This window comes from Bosea sp. 29B (assembly GCF_902506165.1).
GTDB lineage: Bacteria > Pseudomonadota > Alphaproteobacteria > Rhizobiales > Beijerinckiaceae > Allobosea.
In genome coordinates, this window is sequence record NZ_LR733817.1 from 1,443,477 (window position 1) to 1,462,385 (window position 18,909).

16 protein-coding genes are annotated in these 18,909 nt (G+C 67.1%); 8 read left to right on the forward strand and 8 right to left on the reverse strand.

The window, feature by feature from the left end; all coding sequences use genetic code 11:
• Positions 1–194 precede the first annotated feature (194 nt).
• Complete coding sequence (locus tag GV161_RS07060) at positions 195–1,154, reverse strand: dihydrodipicolinate synthase family protein (RefSeq protein ID WP_152015380.1); 960 nt, start codon at positions 1,152–1,154, stop codon at positions 195–197.
• Between the two features lie 277 nt (positions 1,155–1,431).
• Positions 1,432–2,136, reverse strand: coding sequence for a GntR family transcriptional regulator (locus tag GV161_RS07065; RefSeq protein WP_152015379.1), 705 nt, complete (start codon positions 2,134–2,136; stop codon positions 1,432–1,434).
• A gap of 146 nt (positions 2,137–2,282) precedes the next feature.
• Between GV161_RS07065 and GV161_RS07070 the strand changes: the two genes are divergently transcribed.
• The 5 genes from GV161_RS07070 to GV161_RS07090 are packed head-to-tail and all read left to right on the forward strand — an operon-like array spanning position 2,283 to position 7,352.
• Positions 2,283–2,966, forward strand: a complete 684-nt coding sequence (locus GV161_RS07070; RefSeq protein WP_152015378.1) for a GntR family transcriptional regulator — start codon at positions 2,283–2,285, stop codon at positions 2,964–2,966.
• A 24-nt stretch (positions 2,967–2,990) separates the two neighbouring features.
• Entirely contained in the window at positions 2,991–4,121 is a 1,131-nt protein-coding gene (locus GV161_RS07075; RefSeq protein ID WP_152015377.1) for a mandelate racemase/muconate lactonizing enzyme family protein, read from the forward strand.
• Position 4,122: 1 nt separating this feature from the next.
• Positions 4,123–4,854, forward strand: coding sequence for an SDR family oxidoreductase (locus tag GV161_RS07080; RefSeq protein ID WP_152015376.1), 732 nt, complete (start codon positions 4,123–4,125; stop codon positions 4,852–4,854).
• A gap of 44 nt (positions 4,855–4,898) precedes the next feature.
• Complete coding sequence (locus tag GV161_RS07085) at positions 4,899–5,975, forward strand: Ldh family oxidoreductase (protein ID WP_152015375.1); 1,077 nt, start codon at positions 4,899–4,901, stop codon at positions 5,973–5,975.
• A gap of 54 nt (positions 5,976–6,029) precedes the next feature.
• Positions 6,030–7,352 carry an MFS transporter gene (locus GV161_RS07090; RefSeq protein WP_152015374.1) on the forward strand — a complete coding sequence of 441 codons (1,323 nt, stop codon included), beginning with the start codon at positions 6,030–6,032 and terminating at the stop codon, positions 7,350–7,352.
• Between the two features lie 57 nt (positions 7,353–7,409).
• Here GV161_RS07090 and GV161_RS07095 read toward each other — a convergent pair whose 3' ends face one another.
• The 5 genes from GV161_RS07095 to GV161_RS07115 are packed head-to-tail and all read right to left on the reverse strand — an operon-like array spanning position 7,410 to position 14,135.
• Complete coding sequence (locus tag GV161_RS07095) at positions 7,410–9,686, reverse strand: glycoside hydrolase family 31 protein (RefSeq protein ID WP_152015373.1); 2,277 nt, start codon at positions 9,684–9,686, stop codon at positions 7,410–7,412.
• Positions 9,687–9,706: 20 nt separating this feature from the next.
• Complete coding sequence (gene ugpC, locus GV161_RS07100; RefSeq protein WP_152015372.1) at positions 9,707–10,774, reverse strand: sn-glycerol-3-phosphate ABC transporter ATP-binding protein UgpC; 1,068 nt, start codon at positions 10,772–10,774, stop codon at positions 9,707–9,709.
• On the reverse strand, positions 10,774–11,826 hold the full coding sequence (locus tag GV161_RS07105; RefSeq protein WP_152015371.1) for a carbohydrate ABC transporter permease: 1,053 nt from the start codon (positions 11,824–11,826) through the stop codon (positions 10,774–10,776). The genes ugpC and GV161_RS07105 overlap by 1 nt, the downstream gene beginning before the upstream one ends.
• A complete protein-coding gene (locus GV161_RS07110) occupies positions 11,823–12,851 on the reverse strand; it encodes a sugar ABC transporter permease (protein WP_152015370.1) in 1,029 nt (342 codons plus the stop codon). Before GV161_RS07110 ends, GV161_RS07105 begins: the two co-directional genes overlap by 4 nt.
• Positions 12,852–12,857: 6 nt before the next feature.
• Positions 12,858–14,135, reverse strand: coding sequence for an ABC transporter substrate-binding protein (locus GV161_RS07115; protein ID WP_152015369.1), 1,278 nt, complete (start codon positions 14,133–14,135; stop codon positions 12,858–12,860).
• A gap of 145 nt (positions 14,136–14,280) precedes the next feature.
• On the opposite strand from GV161_RS07115, the gene GV161_RS07120 reads away from it, so the two are divergent.
• The 3 genes from GV161_RS07120 (at position 14,281) to GV161_RS07130 (ending at position 17,057) form a co-directional block, all read left to right on the forward strand.
• A complete protein-coding gene (locus GV161_RS07120; RefSeq protein ID WP_152015368.1) occupies positions 14,281–15,318 on the forward strand; it encodes a LacI family DNA-binding transcriptional regulator in 1,038 nt (345 codons plus the stop codon).
• Positions 15,315–15,695, forward strand: coding sequence for a cupin domain-containing protein (locus GV161_RS07125; RefSeq protein ID WP_152015367.1), 381 nt, complete (start codon positions 15,315–15,317; stop codon positions 15,693–15,695). Before GV161_RS07120 ends, GV161_RS07125 begins: the two co-directional genes overlap by 4 nt.
• A gap of 87 nt (positions 15,696–15,782) precedes the next feature.
• Positions 15,783–17,057, forward strand: coding sequence for an NAD(P)/FAD-dependent oxidoreductase (locus GV161_RS07130; RefSeq protein ID WP_152015366.1), 1,275 nt, complete (start codon positions 15,783–15,785; stop codon positions 17,055–17,057).
• A 119-nt stretch (positions 17,058–17,176) separates the two neighbouring features.
• Here the strand turns inward: GV161_RS07130 and pgi are convergent, their stop codons facing one another.
• On the reverse strand, positions 17,177–18,799 hold the full coding sequence (pgi, locus tag GV161_RS07135; RefSeq protein WP_244624144.1) for a glucose-6-phosphate isomerase: 1,623 nt from the start codon (positions 18,797–18,799) through the stop codon (positions 17,177–17,179).
• Positions 18,800–18,909: the final 110 nt, after the last annotated feature.

Sequence of the window (18,909 nt, forward strand, 5' to 3'; positions counted from 1 at the left end):
CCCTCCCCCTTGTGGGGAGGGGTTGGGGTGGGGGTCGCAAAGCCGGAGCGAGCGGCAGAAGTTGACGGCGCCGTCGCTGCTGCCAGCCCTTATTTCTGCGGACAATCGCCAAGCGGAACCACCCCCATCCCCATACCCTTCCCCACAAGGGGGAAGGGAGGAACTGGGGCGATCAGCCTCGCGCTCGGCACCCCTCAGCCGGCGTGCTTCAGCGCGCCGGCCTGCTTCGACCACTGCGCATACCAGCTGTCGAACAGCTTGAGCTGTGCCTCGACATAGCCGCGCTGGCTCTCGCCGAGCGCGTCGGTCGGGTTGAAGTGCAGTGTGTACTCGGCGTCTCCCTTCAGCACCATCATGTGCTTGAAATAGAGAACGAGTTCCGGCCCCTCGTCGAAGGAGGACAGCACGGCGAGCGCCGCTTCCAGCTCGAGCGCGAGCCGGCGTGCCTCGACATCGCCCTTCGCCGCGGCCTGGCTCAGGCTGACGAGGTGCAGCACCTCCCTGGGCAGCACGCAGCCGATGCCGGTGATCGCGCCGGTCGCGCCGCAATTGACGAAGCCGTGGAAGACGCAGGTGTCGACGCCGATCATCAGCGAGACGTCATCGTCGCGGCTGGTGATGTTTTCCGCGGCGTAGCGCATGTCGGCAGCACCGCCGAACTCCTTGAAGCCGACCAGGTTCGGATGCTCGGCCCGCAGCGCGAAGAACAGGTCGGAGCGGGTGGCGAAACCGTAATAGGGGCTGTTGTAGATCACCGCCGGCAGGTCCGGCGCGGCCGCAAGGATCGCCTTGAAGTGGTGGCGCTGCGCCTCGACCACCGAACCGCGCGAAAGCACGCGCGGGATCACCATCAGGCCCTTGGCGCCGATTGTCTGGGCATGGGCGGCGTGGGCGACAGCGGAGGCGGTGTTGACCGCGCCGGTGCCGACGATCACCGGCACGCCCGCCTTCACCAGGGCCTCGACGCCCTGCATGCGCTGCGCGTCGGTCAGCAGCGGCCAGTCGCCCATCGAGCCGCAATAGACCACCGCCGACATACCGGTGGCGATCAGCTCCTTGCCCTTGCGCACCAGCGCATCGAAGTCGGGGCTGCGGTCGTCCTTGCAGGGGGTCATCAGCGCCGGCATGCAGCCGGAAAAGATCTGGGCCTTCATCACGCGCTCCTCAGGCTGGCGGCTCCACGGGCGGCGTGCATCGCCGCCTCGATCGATGGTCATAATACTCTTTGTATTTTATTTGTCGACAAGAATTTTCGACACGCGGGAATTCGTCATTCCGGGGCAGGCCGAAGGCCTGAGCCCGGAACCCAGAACCGATGCCATGGCAGAAGAAGCCTTGCCGTTCCCGCGGCTTCTGGGCCACCGGCATCGATTCTAGATTCCGGGCCCTTCGCTGCGCGAAGTCCCGGAATGACGGAGATCGGGTAGCTCGTTAAAGCGCCAGCGTCAGGCGCCGGTCGCGCGCGATCAACTGCTGGATCTGCTGGACGATCTGGTCGGCATGGGCCTTGGCCAGCCGGTCGGCGCCCTCGACGTCGCGGGCGGCAATCGCCGCGATCATCTCTTCATGCTCCGCCACATAGCGCTGCGGCAAGCGATCCTCGAACGAGGAGTAATAGAGCCGCAAGATACGCCGGCCCTCGTCGAGCAGGCGGCAGAACAGCCCGGTATAATAGGGATTGCGCCCGGCTTCGGCGATCGCAGCGTGGAAATCGCGGTTCGTGGCGATCATGGCGAGCGCATCCTGCGCCTCGACGGCCCCGGCGAAGGCGGCCTGCCGGGCACGGATGCCGTCGAGATCCCCTGGCACATGGAACTGCGCCGCCAGCCTTGTGGTGACGCGATACATCAGCGTGATCGCGTCGAAGAAGGTGTGCAGGTTGAGGAAGTCGATGTTCGACACCACCGTCGAGCGGTTCGGCAACGTCGTCACCAACCCCTCGCTCGCCAGGCGCACCAGCGCCTCGCGGATCGGCGTGCGCGACATCGAAAGCCGCTCGGCCAGCTGGATCTCGTCGATCGGGCTGCCCGGCGGCAGCACGAGGTCGATGATGTCGTCGCGCAGGATGTCGTAGACGAGCTTGACGCCCTCGCCCCGCTTGCGCTCGGTCGGCGCGGCCATGGTCTTTTCGGTCATGTGCAGTCCCTTGTCGACATGACGAATACAGCTCCAGCGAAAGCGCAGCAAACGATGCCGCATCCTCATTTCATCGATCATGCACGATCGGTCATTGACGATCGATGATCCGTGTTTGATAGTAGCCGGCAGGGAGAAGGCAAAAGATGATCCGCAAGCCCGTTCTGGCGCGCGTCGCACTGGTCGATCAGGTGACGGCGCTGCTGATGGAGCGCATCCTCGACCGCGACTACGCGCCCGGCGAGAAGCTCAACATCGATGCGCTGTCGCGCGAGTTCGAGGTTAGTTCCTCGCCGATCCGCGAGGCGCTGACCCGCCTGTCGGGGCTCGGCCTCGTCGCCGCGGCGTCCTTCACCGGTTTCTCCGTCGCGCCCGAGCCGTCGCGCGACTGGTTCGAGCAGCTCCGCGACTTCCGCATCCTCAATGAGGGCTGGGCCGCGAGGCAGCTCGCCCGCAGCCGCGATCCCGATGCCATCGCCCGCATGCGCGAGAGCATCGCGGCTATGGAGGCGGCCCCGCTGCAGGGGCAGACATCGGACTATGTCGGCGCCAGCCAGGCCGATGAGGCCTTCCACGAGGCGATCCTGGCGGCCGGCGGCAACGAGATTCTCGCCCAGGCCGTGCGCAGCCTGCATCCGCATCTGCACCATGCCCGCCTGTTCAGCCGCATCCCGCACGACATCGGCCCGATGCTGGGCGAACACCGCGCCATCCTCGACGCGATCGAGCGCGGCGACGAGGACGGGGCGCAGGCCGCCGTCGCGGCCCATCTGACGACCTCATGGCGTCGCTACGGCAGCTGGCATGCCGACCAGCCGAGCGCACGCTGAAACGCCCCGACAAGGACATCCGGAATGGCCAAGATCGTATCCGTCGAAGTGCTGCAGGCTGACCTCAAGCCCAAGGTCAAGCGCACCGACGCCGTGCAGAGCTTCGAACTGCAGGAGACGCCGCTGGTGCGCATCACCGATGCCGACGGCGTCACCGGCACCGGCTACAGCTACACCATCGGCACCGGCGGCTCCTCGGTCTGCAAGCTGATCGACGACCATCTCGCCCCCGTGCTGATCGGCCGCGATGCCGAGGAGATCGAGGGGCTCTGGCGCGCTCTGTTCTATCGCGTCCACGCCACCACGGTCGGCGCCATCACCTCGATCGCGCTCGCGGCGATCGACACCGCGCTCTGGGACCTGCGCGCCCGCAAGGCCGGCCTGCCGCTGCACCGCCTCGCCGGCGGCGCTAAGACCAGCATCGACCTCTATTACACCGAGGGCGGCTGGCTCCACATGGACGAGGCTGAGCTCGTCGACGAGGCCGTCAAGGCCAAGGAACGCGGCTTCGGCGGCACCAAGGTCAAGGTCGGGCGCCCGCATGTCGCCGAGGACGTGAAGCGCCTCTCGGCCGTGCGCGACAAGGTCGGCTTCGGCTGGGAGATCATGACCGACGCCAATCAGGGCCTCTCGCTCGACGAGGCGATCCGCCGCGCCCGCCACTACGAGAAGCTCGACGTCGCCTGGTTCGAGGAGCCGATCCACGCCGACGATGTCGGCGGCCATCGCCGCCTGTCGCAGTCCACGACGGTGCCGATCGCGGTCGGCGAGTCCATGTATTCGCTCTCGCAGTTCAAGGACTATCTCGAGGCCGGCGCCTGCTCGATCGTCCAGGTCGATGTCGGCCGCATCGGCGGCATCACGCCCTGGCTCAAGGTCGCGCACATGGCCGAGGCCTTCAACGTGCCGGTCTGCCCGCACTTCCTGATGGAGATCCATCTCGGCCTGTGCTGCGCCGTGCCCAATAGCCGCTGGCTCGAATACATCCCGCAGCTCGACCTCGTGACCTCCTCGCCGATCCGGATCGAGAACGGCAAGGCGATCCCGTCCGACCAGCCCGGCCTCGGCATCGACTGGGACTGGCAGGCGCTGGAGCGCACGATCGTCCACCGCAGGAGCCATGGCGCAGCGCCGTCCCTCAAAGCGGGAGCTTGAGATGAGTACGCTCGCAGGACAGATCGTCGTCATCACCGCCGCGGCGCAAGGCATCGGCCGCGCCACCGCTGAGGCCTTCGACCGTGCCGGCGCCATCGTCTGGGCGACGGACATCAACGAGGGCGCGCTGGCCGCGATCGAGGCCGGGCCGAACTTGCAGCGCCGCAGGCTCGACGTGCTCGATGCCGCCGCCGTCGCTGCCTTCTTCGCCGGGATCGGCCGGGTCGATGTGCTCTTCAACTGCGCCGGCATCGTCCAGAGCGGCACGGTACTGGAGGTGAGCGAGGCCGACCTCGACTTCGCCTACGACCTCAACGTCAAGGCGATGGTGCGCACGATCAAGGCGGCGCTGCCCGGCATGCTCGCGCGCAGATCCGGCTGCATCGTCAACATGGCCTCGGTCGCCTCCAGCGTGAAGGGCGTGCCGAACCGCTTCGCCTATGGCCTGACCAAGGCGGCGGTGCTCGGCCTGACCAAGTCGATCGCGGCGGACTATGTCGCCCAGGGCATCCGCTGTAACGCGATCTGCCCCGGCACGGTCGAGAGCCCGTCATTGCAGCAGCGGCTGAGTGCGCAAGGCGACTATGAGGCAACCCGTGCCGCCTTCGTCTCCCGCCAACCGATCGGGCGGATCGGCACGCCGCAGGAGATCGCCGATCTCGTCGTCTACCTGGCAGGCGCGACCTACACCACCGGCCAGGCTCACATCATCGACGGCGGCTGGACGATCTGAAGGCCCGGCTGCCTGACAAGCAAAGGGCGACAGGAGGATTTCGCATGAGCCAGCCTTCCGGGCACGGCACGGCCCGCTATCGCGCCGGCGAACTCGCAGCTTTGGCGCGCACTTTGCTGGAACGCGCCGGCCTGCCACAGGACAAGGCCGGTGATGTCGCTGAGGTCCTGGTCGAGGGTGACCTGCTCGGCAAGTCGACGCATGGCCTCGCCTTGCTGCCGCTCTATCTGCGCGAGATCGAGAGCGGCGGCATGACCGCTGCCGGCGAGCCCGAGATCCTCAACGATATCGGCGCCTGTCAGACCTGGGACGGGCGCAAGCTGCCCGGCCCCTGGCTGGCACGCCGCGCCACCACCGAGGCGATCACCCGGGCCAAGCGCTTCGGGCTCGGCGCCGTCGCGATCCAGCGCAGCCACCACACCGCCTGTCTCGGCGCCTATCTCCAGCCGGCGATCGACGCCGGCTGCCTGATGCTGCTGACGCTGACCGATCCCGGCCACAGCAGCGTCGCTCCCTTCGGCGGCGTCACGCCGGTCCTGACCTCGAACCCGATCGCCTTCGGTGCGCCGGCGCCGGATGCGCCGATCCTGATCGACATGTCGACGGCGCTGATGACCAATGGCGGCGTCGCCGCCTACCGCCAGCGCGGCGAAAACCTGCCGCACCCCTTCCTGATGGATGCGCTGGGCCGGCCATCGACCGATCCGAACGTCATCGCCGCCGACCCGCCCGGCACGATCCTGCCGCTCGGCGGACTCGAAGCCGGCCATAAGGGCTTCTCGATCGGGCTCATCGTCGAGCTGCTCACCGGCTGCCTCGCCGGGCGCGGCCGGGCCGAGGGCGGCGACGGCTGGAGCGCAGCGGTCTTCATCCTGGTGATGGACCCTGCCGCCTTCGGCGGAACCGAGAACTTCAACCGCCAGGTCGCGGTCCTGGCGGAGCGCTGTCATGCCGCGCAGCCTCGCCCCGGCTTCGACCATGTCGAGCTGCCGGGCGCCCATGGGCTCGCCCGGCGCGAACGCCAATTGCGCGACGGCGTCGAGCTTTCCGCCAGCATCGTCACCGGGCTCAGCGAGAGTGCGGCGCGCTTCGACCTTGCCATGCCGGCTGCCATCACCTGACCGCTAGGCCGCCAACCGTCATCCCCAAGAACAACGAAGCTTCGAGGAAACCCCATGTCGCAGGCGATCGCGGCCGGAACGACACCGGCCGAACAGACGAACATCCGGCGCGCCGTCGCGGCGGCGACGATCGGCACCGTCATCGAATGGTTCGACTACGCGCTCTATGGCGCGGCGGCGGGCCTGATCATCAACAAGCTGTTCTTCCCGCAATTCTCGGATTCGGCCGGCGTGCTCGCAGCCTTCGCGACCTTCGCCGTCGGCTTCTTCAGCCGGCCGCTCGGCGGCATCGTGATCTCGCATATCGGCGACCGCTTCGGCCGCAAGCCGGCCCTGATCTTCACCATCGCCCTGATGGGCGCCTCGACCGTGGCGATGGGCCTGCTGCCGACCTATGCGCAGATCGGCATCTGGGCACCGGTGCTGCTCGTCGTCCTGCGACTGCTGCAAGGCTTCGGCGCCGGCGCCGAATATGCCGGCGCGGTCACGCTCGTCGCCGAATACGTGCCGCCGGAACGCAAGGCCTACTACACCGCCTATCTCCAGGCGGCGACGGTGGTCGGCATCATGCTGGCGACGCTTAGCTTCCTGCTGGTATCGCTGCTCTCGGAGGAGACGCTGTTCGGCTGGGCCTGGCGCGTGCCGTTCCTGGCCTCCGGCCTGCTCTTCTTCGTCGCCCTCTACATCCGCAAGCATCTCGACGAGACGCCGGAATATGTCGCGGCGATGGAGAAGGCGGCCGAGAAGCGCCATGAGGCGCAGGTCCCGCTACGCGAGCTCATCAGCAAGAGCCCGCGCGAACTGCTCTTCGGCTTCCTGTCGGTCACCGGCCACAACGCCAACGCCTATATCCTCAGCGCCTTCAGCCTGAGCTACATGACCAACACGCTCGGCATGCCCCGCACGGATGCGCTGACCGCGGTGATGATCGCGACCCTGACCGGCATCATCACCACGCCGATCATCGGCGCGCTCGCCGACCGCGTCGGCCATGCAAAAGTCTACCTGTTCGGGGCGATCTTCGTGTTCTGCTACGCCTTCCCGATGTTCGCGCTGCTCGACACCAGGAACATCGTCCTCTGCACGATCGCCCTCAGCATCGGCTACGGCATCGGTTTCGGCGGGCTGGCGAGCGCTCAGGGCGCCTTCCTCGCCAACCTGTTCCCGACCCGCTACCGCTTCTCCGGCATCGCCATGACGCGCGAGCTGAACAGCGTCGCGATCGCCGGGCCGACGCCCTTCATCGCGGCGGCGCTCGTCACGGCCGGCGGCGGCAAGCCGACCTATGTCGTCGCCTATCTGATGTTGTGCTGCGCCGTGACGGCGATCGCCGTCCTCGCCGTCCGCTCGCGCTCCTATGAGCGCGGCAGCGAGTGAGGCGGAGCCTCGGATGAGACTGCGACCCAAGCCGCAGGCTCATCCGGCTTTCCCGATCTACTGCCCGATCTGCCGGATCGCGATCTTGTTGAAGCGCGGCTTGGCCTCACCCTGCTGCTCGATCGCGACCTCGCCATTGCGGACCTCGAAGCGCAGCACGGTCGAGCCGGCGCCGCGCCAATCAGCGGTCTCGCCATCGTCCTCATAGAGCTCGCCGGAGGCGCCCTCGACCACGCCGCAGACCAGCACCTCGCGCTCCTGGCTGATGCCCTTGGCGTCACCGAGCGGGATCAGCGCGCCGGCCCGCACGAACAGCGGCAAGCGGCCGAGCGGCGCCGCAACCGTCACAGTGACGCCGCCGGGATAGTGCTCGCCATTGTGCCAGTCGTACCACCCGCCCTGATGCTGTGGCAGGTAGACGGCTCGCTCGCGCGCGCCTTCCTCCAGCACCGGCGCAACCAGCACGTCCGGCCCGAGCATGAAGACGTCGTCGACCGCGACCGCCGTCGCATCCTGCGGGAAGTCGTAGAGCAGCGGGCGCACGGCCGGGATGCTGTCACGGCTCGCCCGCCACATCTGGGTGTAGAGATAGGGCATCAGCCGGTAGCGCAGCGAGATCGCCTCGCGCACCTGCGGCACCATCTCCGGATACATCCAGGGCAGGTTGACGACGCCGTCATCGTTCCAGGAGTTCATCACCATGCGCGGCCAGAGCGCGCAGAACTCGTTGAAGCGGACGAAAAGCTCCGGTCCGGGCGTCGGACCATGGAAGCCGCCGACATCGTGGCCGATCGAGAACATGCCCGACAGGCTCATATTGAGGCCCTGGGTCAGGTTGTAGCGCAGCGTCTTCCAGGCGGTCTCGTTGTCGCCCGACCAGGTCTGGGCGTAGCGCGAGATGCCGGCACAGCCGCCGCGCGTGATCGCATACTGGCGCTTGCCCGGCTCGCGCGCCGCTTGCGCCTCATAGGACAGCTTGGTCATCAAAAGCGGCTGCGCCGGGCGCGCCAGTGCCTGCCGGAACGGACGCCCATCGCCGTCGCAGACAGCGTCCTCGTCCCAGATCTCGTATTCGTTATTGTCGTTCCAGACCGTGGTGAAGCCATGGTCGAGCAGCGCGCTCTCGATACCCGCGCGCCACCAGGCCCGGCCTTTCGGGTTGGTGAAGTCGACATGGAAGCCGAGCCCGTCCCAGAACTGCGCCACGGCCGGCTCACCGGTCCTGGAATCCTTGACCAGGAAGCCCTGGTCCAGCGCCTCCTTGAGGCGCGGATGGTCGTCGAGCAGGCAGGGCTTCAGGTTCGCGACCGTGTGCATGCCGGCCTTGTTCAGCCGTTTCATCGTCGCCAGCGGCTCCGGGAACTTGTCGCGGTTCCAGTTGAAGGCGTAGCGGCGCTGGCCGATCTGGGTGTAACCCGAGCCGAAGTGGAAGCTGTCGCAGGGGATGGCGTGCTTGCGGCATTTGGCGACGAAGTCGCTGATCCTTGCATCGGCATCGGGCGCGTCGGCGATCGCCATCGAGGTCACGCCGAAGCCGAAGGACCAGCGCGGCGCGAAGGCCTGCCCGCCGGTCAGCCAGGAGAAGCGCCTGACCACATCCGGCACGGTCGGGCCGGCCATGACGTAATAGTCGAGATCGCCGTCATCGCCTTTCCAGGAACGGAACAGGCCGTGATAGTTGTCGAGCGTGCAGCCGAGATCGACGCTGCCCGTCGAGAGGTTGTCGTAGAACACGCCATGCGCGCCCGCCTTCCCGTCGACGATGAAGAAGGGCAGCATCTTGTAGAGCGGGTCGGAGAGCTCGGCATCGAAGCCGCAAGGATCGACCGCATCGATGGCAAAGCGCCGGCCGGTCCGGTCGAGCGGTCCCGCCTTGTCGCCGAGCCCGTAATGCCGCTCGGCATAGTCGCGCGCCATGAAGTGCGCCACCGCGCCGGTGCGCGGCGAGATCAGATAGGCCTGCGTCGTGCGATCCTGCAGGAAGGGCGTCGCCTCGCCCTCGCGCCGCCAGGCAATGCCGAAGGGCGAGAGCGTCACCTCGGCGGTGAGACCGCCAGCCGACAGCGTGACCTTGCCCTCGCCTTCGCTGACGCTCGCCTGCGGGCAGGCGAAGCCGGAGAGATCGTCGCGCGAGCGTCCTTCATAAGCCGGCTCGAGCCCGCCCGGCGCGATCGACCAGCCGCGATCGAGCCGATAGCCGTCCTGCGGCTTCAGCGTCACCCGGCCGATATCGCCTTCGAGGATGCGCACAGAGATCGTCGCGCCGAGGCCGACATCGAACAAGGCGGCTTCGCCGTCGCGGCCGAGATAGCGGCCTTGCGTCAGGGCTTTCATGGGATCTCTCTAGTCAGTCGTCAGGACCGGACGGCCCGGCCGTTCTCGTCGAACAGGTGCAGATGCTGCTGCGGGAAGGCGAGCGCGACACTGGCGCCACGCTGGTGCTCGCTCTGGCCGTCGAGCCGGAGCGTGATCTGCGGCAGGCCGGGCGAAGCGCCATAGAGATAGCTCTCGCCACCAAGACGCTCGACCAGCTCGATCGCGAGCGGCACGCCACCATCCTGCGCGGCGAGCGAGAGGTGCTCGGGCCGAATGCCGAGCGTGACCGATGCGCCGGTGGCAAGGCCGCCGGTCTGGCAGGCGACCTCGTGACCAGCCTCGCCGATCGCGACCGCGCCCGGCCTCACCACCTTGCCGGGCAGCAGGTTCATGCGCGGCGAGCCGATGAAGCCGGCGACGAAGAGGTTGTCAGGCCGGTTGTAGAGTTCGAGCGGCGTGCCGACCTGCTCGATCCGTCCGCCATGGAGCACGACGATGCGGTGCGCCAGCGTCATCGCCTCGACCTGATCGTGGGTGACGTAGATCATCGTGCCGCCGATCTCGGCATGCAGCGCGGCAAGCTCCTTGCGGGTGGCTACGCGCAGCTCCGCGTCGAGGTTCGAGAGCGGCTCGTCGAACAGAAAGATCTTGGGATCGCGCACGATGGCACGGCCGATGGCGACGCGCTGGCGCTGGCCGCCGGAGAGCGCCTTGGGCTTGCGTTCGAGATAATCGGTCAGGCGCAGCATGCCGGCGGCGCGCTTGACGCGCTTGTCGATCTCGTCGCGCTTGAAGCCCATATTCTCCAGCGCGAAGGCCATGTTCGCGTAGACGCTCATATGCGGGTAGAGCGCATAGGACTGGAACACCATGGCGAGGCCGCGCTCGGAAGCCGGTAGCCCGGTGACATCGGCGCCGTCGATCGCGATCGAGCCGCCGGTGATGCTCTCCAGCCCGGCGATCGAGCGCAGCAGCGTCGACTTCCCGCAGCCGGAGGGGCCGACGAAGACGACGAATTCGCCATCGGCGACGTCGAGGTCGATGCCATGCAGCACCGTCGTCGCGCCATAGGCCTTGCGGACGCCCGATAGGCTCAGTCCCGCCATTATTTCATTCCCGTATTGGCAATGCCGGTGGTGATGAAGCGCTGCAGGAAGACGAAGACCAGCGCGACCGGCAGCAGCGTCACCACTGTCATGGCAAGCAGATAGTGCCACTGCGTCTGGAGCTCGCCCTGGAAGGCATTGAGGCCGATCTGCAGGGTGTAGGCCTCGGTCTTGGTCAGCACGGCTAGCGGCCAGAGGAACTCGTTCCAGCGCCACATGATCGAGAAGATCGCGAGCACGGCCAGTGCCGGCATGGCGAGCGGCATGACGATGCGCCAGTAGATCTGCCACTCCGAGGCCTTGTCCATCCGCGCCGCCTCGATCAGGTCGCGCGGCAGGGTCAGCATGTACTGGCGCAAGAGGAAGACGCCGGTCGGCGTCGCCGCGCCGGGCAGAATCACCGCCCAGAGCGAGTTCACCAAACCGAGCTCGGTGATGACGAGATAGACCGGCACGAGGATGATGGTGATCGGGATCATCAGCGTGCCGATCACCATCAGCATCACCGCCGTCTTGCCGCGGAACTCGTAGATCGAGAGCGCATAGGCCGCCATCGAGTTGATCACGAGGGTGATCAGCGTCGCCACCACCGTGACGAAGACCGAATTCCAGAGGAAACGCGTGAAAGCGAAGCGCTCCAGCGGCTCGGTGTAGTTCTCGGTCGCGAGCTTGAACTCGCGCACCGGGGTGCGCTTGTCGATCGGCACGCGGATGCTCTGGCCCGGATTGGCCGGGTCGATCATCTGCGCCTGGATGCCGATGCGGCGAACCTGCGCCAGCACCCGCTTCGAGCCATCCTCCATCGTCACTTCGAACAGCGGCAGCGGCTGGGCATGGCCTTCGACCCGGACCTCCTTCTGCGACATCGGCAGCAGCGAGGGCGGAAACTCGAGCAGGCCGGCCTGCGTCTTGAAGGAGGAGATGCCGAGCCAGAGGACGGGGCCGAACATCAGGACGACGCCGAGCGCGAGATAGGCGTAAGCCGCGATATCAGTCCAGTGCCAGAGGCCAGGATTGCGGCGGGCGACCGCCATGCGCGCGAGCCTGTTCATGCTGCCCCCTTGCGGCGGCTCGCCGCGAGCTGGGCCAGGGTCAGCGCGAACAGCACGACGCCGAGCACGACGGAGGCGGCTGCCGCCAGGCCGAAGTTCTGGACCTGATTGGCGAAGGCGGTCTCGTAGATGTAGTGCACCACCATCAGCGTCGCCGTGCCTGGGCCGCCACCGGTCAGGACGAAGACCTCGTCGAAGGTCTGCACGCCGCGGATCAGCGCCAGGACGATCACCACGATCATGTTCGGCCAGAGCAGCGGCAGGGTGATGCGCCAGAATGTACGCCAGCGCGGCGTCGCATCCATCTCGGCGGCTTCATAGAGATCGGCGGGGATCGCCTGCAGGCCGGCGAGCAGGATCAGCGTGTAGAAGCCCATATGGGCCCAGATCGAGACGAAGACGATCCAGAACATCGCCCAGCTCGGATCGACCAGGAACAGGATGCGCTCGCCGCCGAGCGAGGTGATCGCGGCGTTGAGCAGGCCGTCGCGCTGCAGAATCCACTTCCAGGTCAGCGCCACGACCACCGGCGAGAGCAGCACAGGGAAGAAGTAGACCGCGCGGAAGAAGCCGCGCGCCCTGATCTTCATGTTCAGCACCACCGCCGTCAGCAACGAGAACAGCACCATCGCCGTGACCTGGAAGACGGTGAAGCGGGCAGTATTGGACACGCCGCGCCAGAAATGATCCTCGCGGCAGGAAGACGGGTCGAGGAAGGAGCCGCAGTCGAAGAGATAGGCGTATTGCTGCGCCCCGACATAAGGCCGCTCCGAAGGAAACAGCCCTGCCCCGCCCGTCACCGAGAAGATGAAGTTGATGATGAGCGGCAGGAAGACGAAGAGCGAGAAGAAAACGAGATTGGGCAGGAGGAAGACATAGGCCATCCGGCGCTCGCCGATCAGCCGCTGCAGAGCCTGCATCGGCCAGTCGATCAGGCGCATCAGCATCGCGAGCGGCGCGGCGAAGAGGCTCGCTGCGCCGGCGCGATCCGGGCTTGCCGTGGAGACGGGAGCGTCGGAGGCCATGGCGGCTTACTTCTTGCGCTCGGCAATCTGCTGAGCGATGTCGGATTCGATCCGCTTATAGGCCTCGTCGAGGCTGCCCTCGCCCGAGATCGCCTGGCCGAGCCGGCTGATCACCGCGTTGAAGATGACGCGATTGTTGACATAGCCCTGCAGCTGATAGGCGACCGGCGAGAGCTGCGCGACCTGGTCGGAGAAGACCTTGAGCGCGGCCTTGGCCGGGGCGCTGGCGCCCTTGTAGTCGAGGCCCTTCGCGGCGATGCCGAGATGGCCGGGCACGAACAGCGAGCGGGCATAGAACTCGCTCAGCACCGGCTCGCTGGCGAGATAGTCCATCACCTTGGCGACGGCTTCCGGGCTCTTGGTCGTCTTGATCGCGACGAGGCCGGCCCCACCCGGCATGCCCGAGCAGCCGCCTGCGCCGCAGGGCGAGGGGACCGCGATCCAGTCGAACGCGTCGCCGACGGTCTTGTCGAACTGGGCGATCTGCCAGGAGCCCGACTGGTACATCACGACCTGGGCGTTCTTGAACTCGTCATTGGCGCCGCGATAGGCCGTGCCGGAGACCGAGCCCCAGAGCTCCTTCTTCATCACGCCATTGTTGTGCCAGTCATAGACCAGCTTGGCGCCACGCTTGAAACCGTCGTCGATGACAGCCGGCTCGCCCTTGGCGTCGAAAACCTTGGCGCCTTCGGAAATCGCAACCGAGAAGAAGCGGTGGCCGGAGCGGTCCATCGCCAGCGGGAACGGCGCCTGGACCTTGGCCGCGACGTCCTTGACCGCCTTGCTCCAATCTTCCCAGGTCGCCTTGGCGCCCGGCATCGCGATGCCGGCCTGCTCGAACAGCGTCTTGTTGACGAAGGGGCCGGTGACGGTGAGCTGCGTCATGAAGCCGGTGATCGCCTTGCTGTCACCCTCGGGGCGCATCCAGGGCAGGAACGGCCCGAAATTCTTCTCCCAGTAGGCCGCGTCCTTGAGATGCGGCCGCAGGTCGAGCGCATAGCGGGCGATGCCGCCGAGGTCGACGACGCGGGCGATGTCGGGGCCCTGGCCGGAGGCGAGCTGGACGGGAAGGTTCTCGGTGATGGCCTTGTAGGGCACCTGGTCGAGCACGACCTTGATGTCCTTGTTCTGAGCCTCGAAGCGCTTGAGCAGGTCGGTGATGACCTCGCCCTCATTGCCGTCGGAATACCAGGCGATGCGCACCGTGGTCTGGGCTTGCGCGATCCCACCCATGACGAGGCCGGCCGTCAAGGCGAGTGCCGAAATCCAATGCTTGCTGTGCATGAGCGTTCCATCCCCGCAGAACCGGCGCCTCGATGAGCACCTTGACAATCATTTAGGCAAACGTTTGCCTAGCTTGTCAATCCCGAAGTGAGCCGGCATCTCTGAGAAGCTGACTCGCTGGGCGAACAGCGGGGATGGGAGCGAGATGAAGACCAGGGCCGCACGGGCACATCAGGGTTCGGTATCGCTCACCACGGTCGCGGAGGATACCGGCGTCTCGATCTCGACCGTCTCGCGCATCGTCAACGGCGAGAGCGGGCGGGCCTCCCCCGAAACCGTGGCGCGCGTCGAAGAATCGATCGCAAGGCTGGGCTACCGGCCGAACCCGGTCGGCCGGGCGTTGCGCCAGCGCGCCAGCCGGGTCGTGGCGATGCTCTCGCCCAATCTCGACAACCCGGCCATGGCGGCGATCGCGGTCTCGACCGAGGCGGCATTGCGGGCCGCCGGCTACGTCATGATCCTCTGCGACACCCATGACCGCGCCGAGCTGCAGGACGATTATCTGCGGGCGATGCGCGAGCAGTTCGTAGCCGGCTATGTGATGGTCAGCGCTGTGCGCAGCCGCGGACTCGAGGAAACGCTGCAACGCGGCGACCCGATGGTCTTCGTCGCGCGACACAACCCGCTCGGCGGCGGCGCCTATGTCGGCATCGACAACCGCGCCGCCGGCGCCGATGCCGCCGACTTTATGCTGGCGCGCGGCATCGAGCGCCCGGCCGTGCTGATGGCGGCTCAGAACGTGTCGAGCACGCAGGAGCGCGCCGCCGGCTTCATCGACCGCCTCGTCGCACGCGGCGTGCCGGAAGACGCGATCCGGCGCGCCAGCGGTCCCGGCCTGTCGCATATCGAGATCGGCTATGCCGCCGCCAAAGCGCTGGTTCAGCAGGGCGGCTGGCCACAGGGGGCGCTCTGCGTCAGCGATCTGATCGCCTATGGCGCCTATCGGCTCGCAGTCGAGAATGATGTGCCGATCCCGCAGCGCTGCACGCTGGTCGGCGTCGACGGCAATGCGCTCAACCACTGGATCGCGCCCTGGCTGACCTCGATCCGCATCCCCTATGAGAGCTTCGGCGGGCATGTCGTCGCCCAGTTGGAATCGCTCTGGAGCGGTGAACCGACGTCAGAGGTCCGCATCCCGCATGAGCCGCCAATGGTCGGGCTCGCACAGAAGGCAACGGCATGACCCTGCTCGACCATGAGACCCAGCCGCTCGAGCAATGGCGCGAGGGCGTGATGACGCTGATGCGGGTCTCGGCGCTGGTGCGCTCGGCCCAGCTCTGCATCTTCGAGCAATTCTGCGACCCTGGCCTCGGCGCTCCCCTCCATCTCCACGCCGTCGAGGAGGTGCTGGAAGTGATGGAAGGCGAAGCCGAGATCACGCTACGCGGCGAGAGCCTGATCCTGCGTGCCAACCAGTCGATCGTGATCCCGGCCGGTGCCCGGCACGGCTTCCGCAATATCGGCAGCGGCATCCTCAAGGTCCGCGCCACCCTCGCCTCGCCGATCTTCGAGGCGAGTTATGACGACCGTGCCGAGCAGTCGCGGCGCTGGATTCCCTGACGCGGGCAGGTTCTGAACAGCCAGCTACAGTCCTGGCCCTTCAGTCATGCTACAAAACTCTCGTCCTGTCGCAACGAGGGATGGCCGATGAGCGGACCGCATCATGTCGTGGTGATCGGCGGCGGCTTCGCCGGATTGGAGACCGTGCATCGTCTCGCCGGCGCGGATGTCCGCATCACCATCGTCGACCGGCGTAATCACCATCTCTTCCAGCCCCTGCTCTACCAGGTCGCCACCGCCTCGCTCGCCACCTCCGAGATCGCCTGGCCGATCCGGCATCTGTTCCGGCGCCGCGACGATGTCACCACGCTGCTCGCCGAGGTGGCCGGCATCGACACTACCAGACGCGAGGTCGCGCTCTCGACCGGCGAGATCCTGCCTTACGACACGCTCGTCATCGCCACCGGCGCGACCCATGCCTATTTCGGCCATGACGACTGGGAGCCCTACGCACCCGGCCTGAAGACGCTGGAAGACGCGACCACGATCCGCCGCCGCATTCTCACTGCCTTCGAGCGTGCCGAGGCGGAGGCCGATCCCGAACGTCGCGCGGCGCTGCTGACCTTCGTCGTCATCGGCGCCGGCCCGACCGGCGTCGAGCTCGCCGGCACCATTGCGGAACTGGCGCACGCCACCCTGCCGAAGGAGTTCCGCCGGATCGATACGCGCGTGACGCGTGTCGTGCTGGTCGAAGCGGGGCCGCGCATCCTGCCGAGCTTCGACGCTGACCTCGCAGCCTATGCGCATCACGAATTGCAGCGCATCGGCGTTGAGGTCCGCACCGGCGCGCCCGTCACCGCCTGCACGCCGGATGGCGTCGTGATCGGCGAGGAGCCCTTGCCCGCGGCGACGGTGATCTGGGCCGCGGGCGTGCGTGCCTCGCCGGCCGGTGCCTGGCTCGCTGCGCCCATGGACCGCGCCGGCCGCGTCGAGGTCGAGCCCGATCTCAGCGTGCCCGGCCACCCGGAGGTCTTCGTGATCGGCGACACCGCCATGGTCAGGGACCAGGACGGCAAGCCCGTGCCCGGCATCGCCCCCGCCGCCAAGCAGCAGGGCCGCCATGTCGCTGCGACGATCAAGCGCCGGCTCGCCGGCGACAAGGCGCCGCGCCCCTTCGCCTACAGCCATGCCGGCAGCCTCGCCACCGTCGGCAAGCGCGTCGCCATCATCGATTTCGGCCGGGTGAAGCTGAAGGGCTGGCTCGCCTGGTGGCTCTGGGGGCTGGCGCACATCTACTTCCTGATCGGCGTGCGCAACCGGCTCAGCGTCGCCCTGAGCTGGCTATGGATCCATGCACGCGACCAGCGCAGCGCCAGGCTGATCACCCAGCGCGACGTGAAGCAGCCGGGTGGCAGGAGCTGACAGGCGTCATGCTTGGGTTTGACCCGAGCATCTCATGCCGGAGGAGGCTCCGGTCGTTGCCATGTTGTCATGAGATTCTCGGTTCTACGCTTCGCTTCGCCCGAGAATGACAACCCCGCCTAACGCCCGGTCAGATAGCGCGCCAGCCCCGCCGTCGAGGCGTCATGCGCCTCGGCAGGCGCCTTGCCCTCGATCACCGGTAGCAGCGCCGTGGCCAGCTCCTTGCCGAGCTCGACGCCCCATTGGTCGAAGGCGTTGATGTCGAACACTGCCGCCTCGACGAAGACGCGATGCTCATAGAGCGCGATGAGCCGTCCGAGCGTGAACGGGTCGAGCTTGCGATAGGCGATGGTCACGCTCGGCCGGTTGCCGGGGAAGACCTTGTGCGGCGCGAGCTGCTCGACCGCCTCCGGCGACAGCCCCTGCTTCACCAACTGCGCCTTCGCCTCCTCCAGCGTGCGGCCCTTCATCATCGCCTCGCTCTGGGCGAGGCAATTGGCGAGCAGCAGGCGATGCTGATGGGCGAGCTCCGGCTCGTGCCCCTCGGCTGCGACCATGAACTCGCAAGGGATGATATCGGTGCCCTGGTGCAGCAGCTGGAAGAAGGCGTGCTGGCCATTGGTGCCGGGCTCGCCCCAGACCAGCGGCCCGGTCGGCCGCGTCACCGCCCCGCCGGCCTTGTGCACGCGCTTGCCGTTCGACTCCATGTCGAGCTGCTGCAGATAGGCCGGCAGCCGCGCCAGACGCTGATCATAGGGCAGGACCGCACGGGCCGGGTAGCCGCAGCTCTCGCGATGCCAGAGCCCGATCAGGCCGAACAGCACCGGCAGGTTCTTGTCGAGCGGCGCGGTGCGGAAATGCTCGTCCATAGCATGCGCACCGGCAAGGAAGGCGCGGAAATTCTCGGGGCCGATCGCGATCATCACCGGCAGGCCGATCGCCGACCAGACCGAATAGCGCCCGCCGACCCAGTCCCAGAAACCGAAGATCCGGTCCGGCTGAATGCCGAAGGCCGCGACCTTGTCGAGCGCAGTCGAGACCGCGGCGAAGTGCTTGGCGACCGCATCTTCGCCGAGCGCTCCGGCAATCCAGCGCCGCGCCGTCGCGGCATTGGTCATGGTTTCGATCGTAGTGAAGGTTTTTGAGGCAACGATCACCAGCGTCTTCGCCGGGTCGAGCTTGGCCAGGGTATCGGCGATATGGGCGCCATCGACATTGGAGACGTAATGCAGCCGCGGCCCGTCATGATAGGGCGCGAGCGCCAGCGTCGCCATCACGGGTCCCAGATCGGAGCCGCCGATGCCGATATTGACGACGTCGGTGAAGCGCTCGCCATCGGCAGCCGCGATCTTGCCGCTGCGGATGCCCTCGGCGAAGGCGGACATCCGCTCCAGAACAGCGTTCACCTCGGGCATGACGTCGACGCCATCGACCTTGATCGGCCGGTCGGACTGGTTGCGCAGCGCCGTATGCAGCACCGCGCGCCCTTCTGTCGTGTTGATCGGCTCGCCGGCGAACATCGCGTCGCGCTTGGCTTCGACATCGGCCGCCTCGGCGAGCGCCAGCAGCAGGTCGATGGTCTCAGGCGTCACCGCCGTCTTGGAATAGTCAAGCAGCAGGTCGTCGAGCCGGGCCGAAAAGCCGGAAAAGCGCTGCGGATCGGCAGCAAAGAGCTCGCGCAGATGCTGCGATACGGTTCGGGTGCGATGCGCGGCGAGATCCGCCCAGGCCTTCTCCAGCACGATCATTCTCCTCGATGCTTGCGAACGGCCGCGATGCGGCAAGCCGAGGTAGCATATCGATAGCGGCGAGGTCACGGCGGCAGCCGAGCAGGACGGGCGTGCAGAAGGAG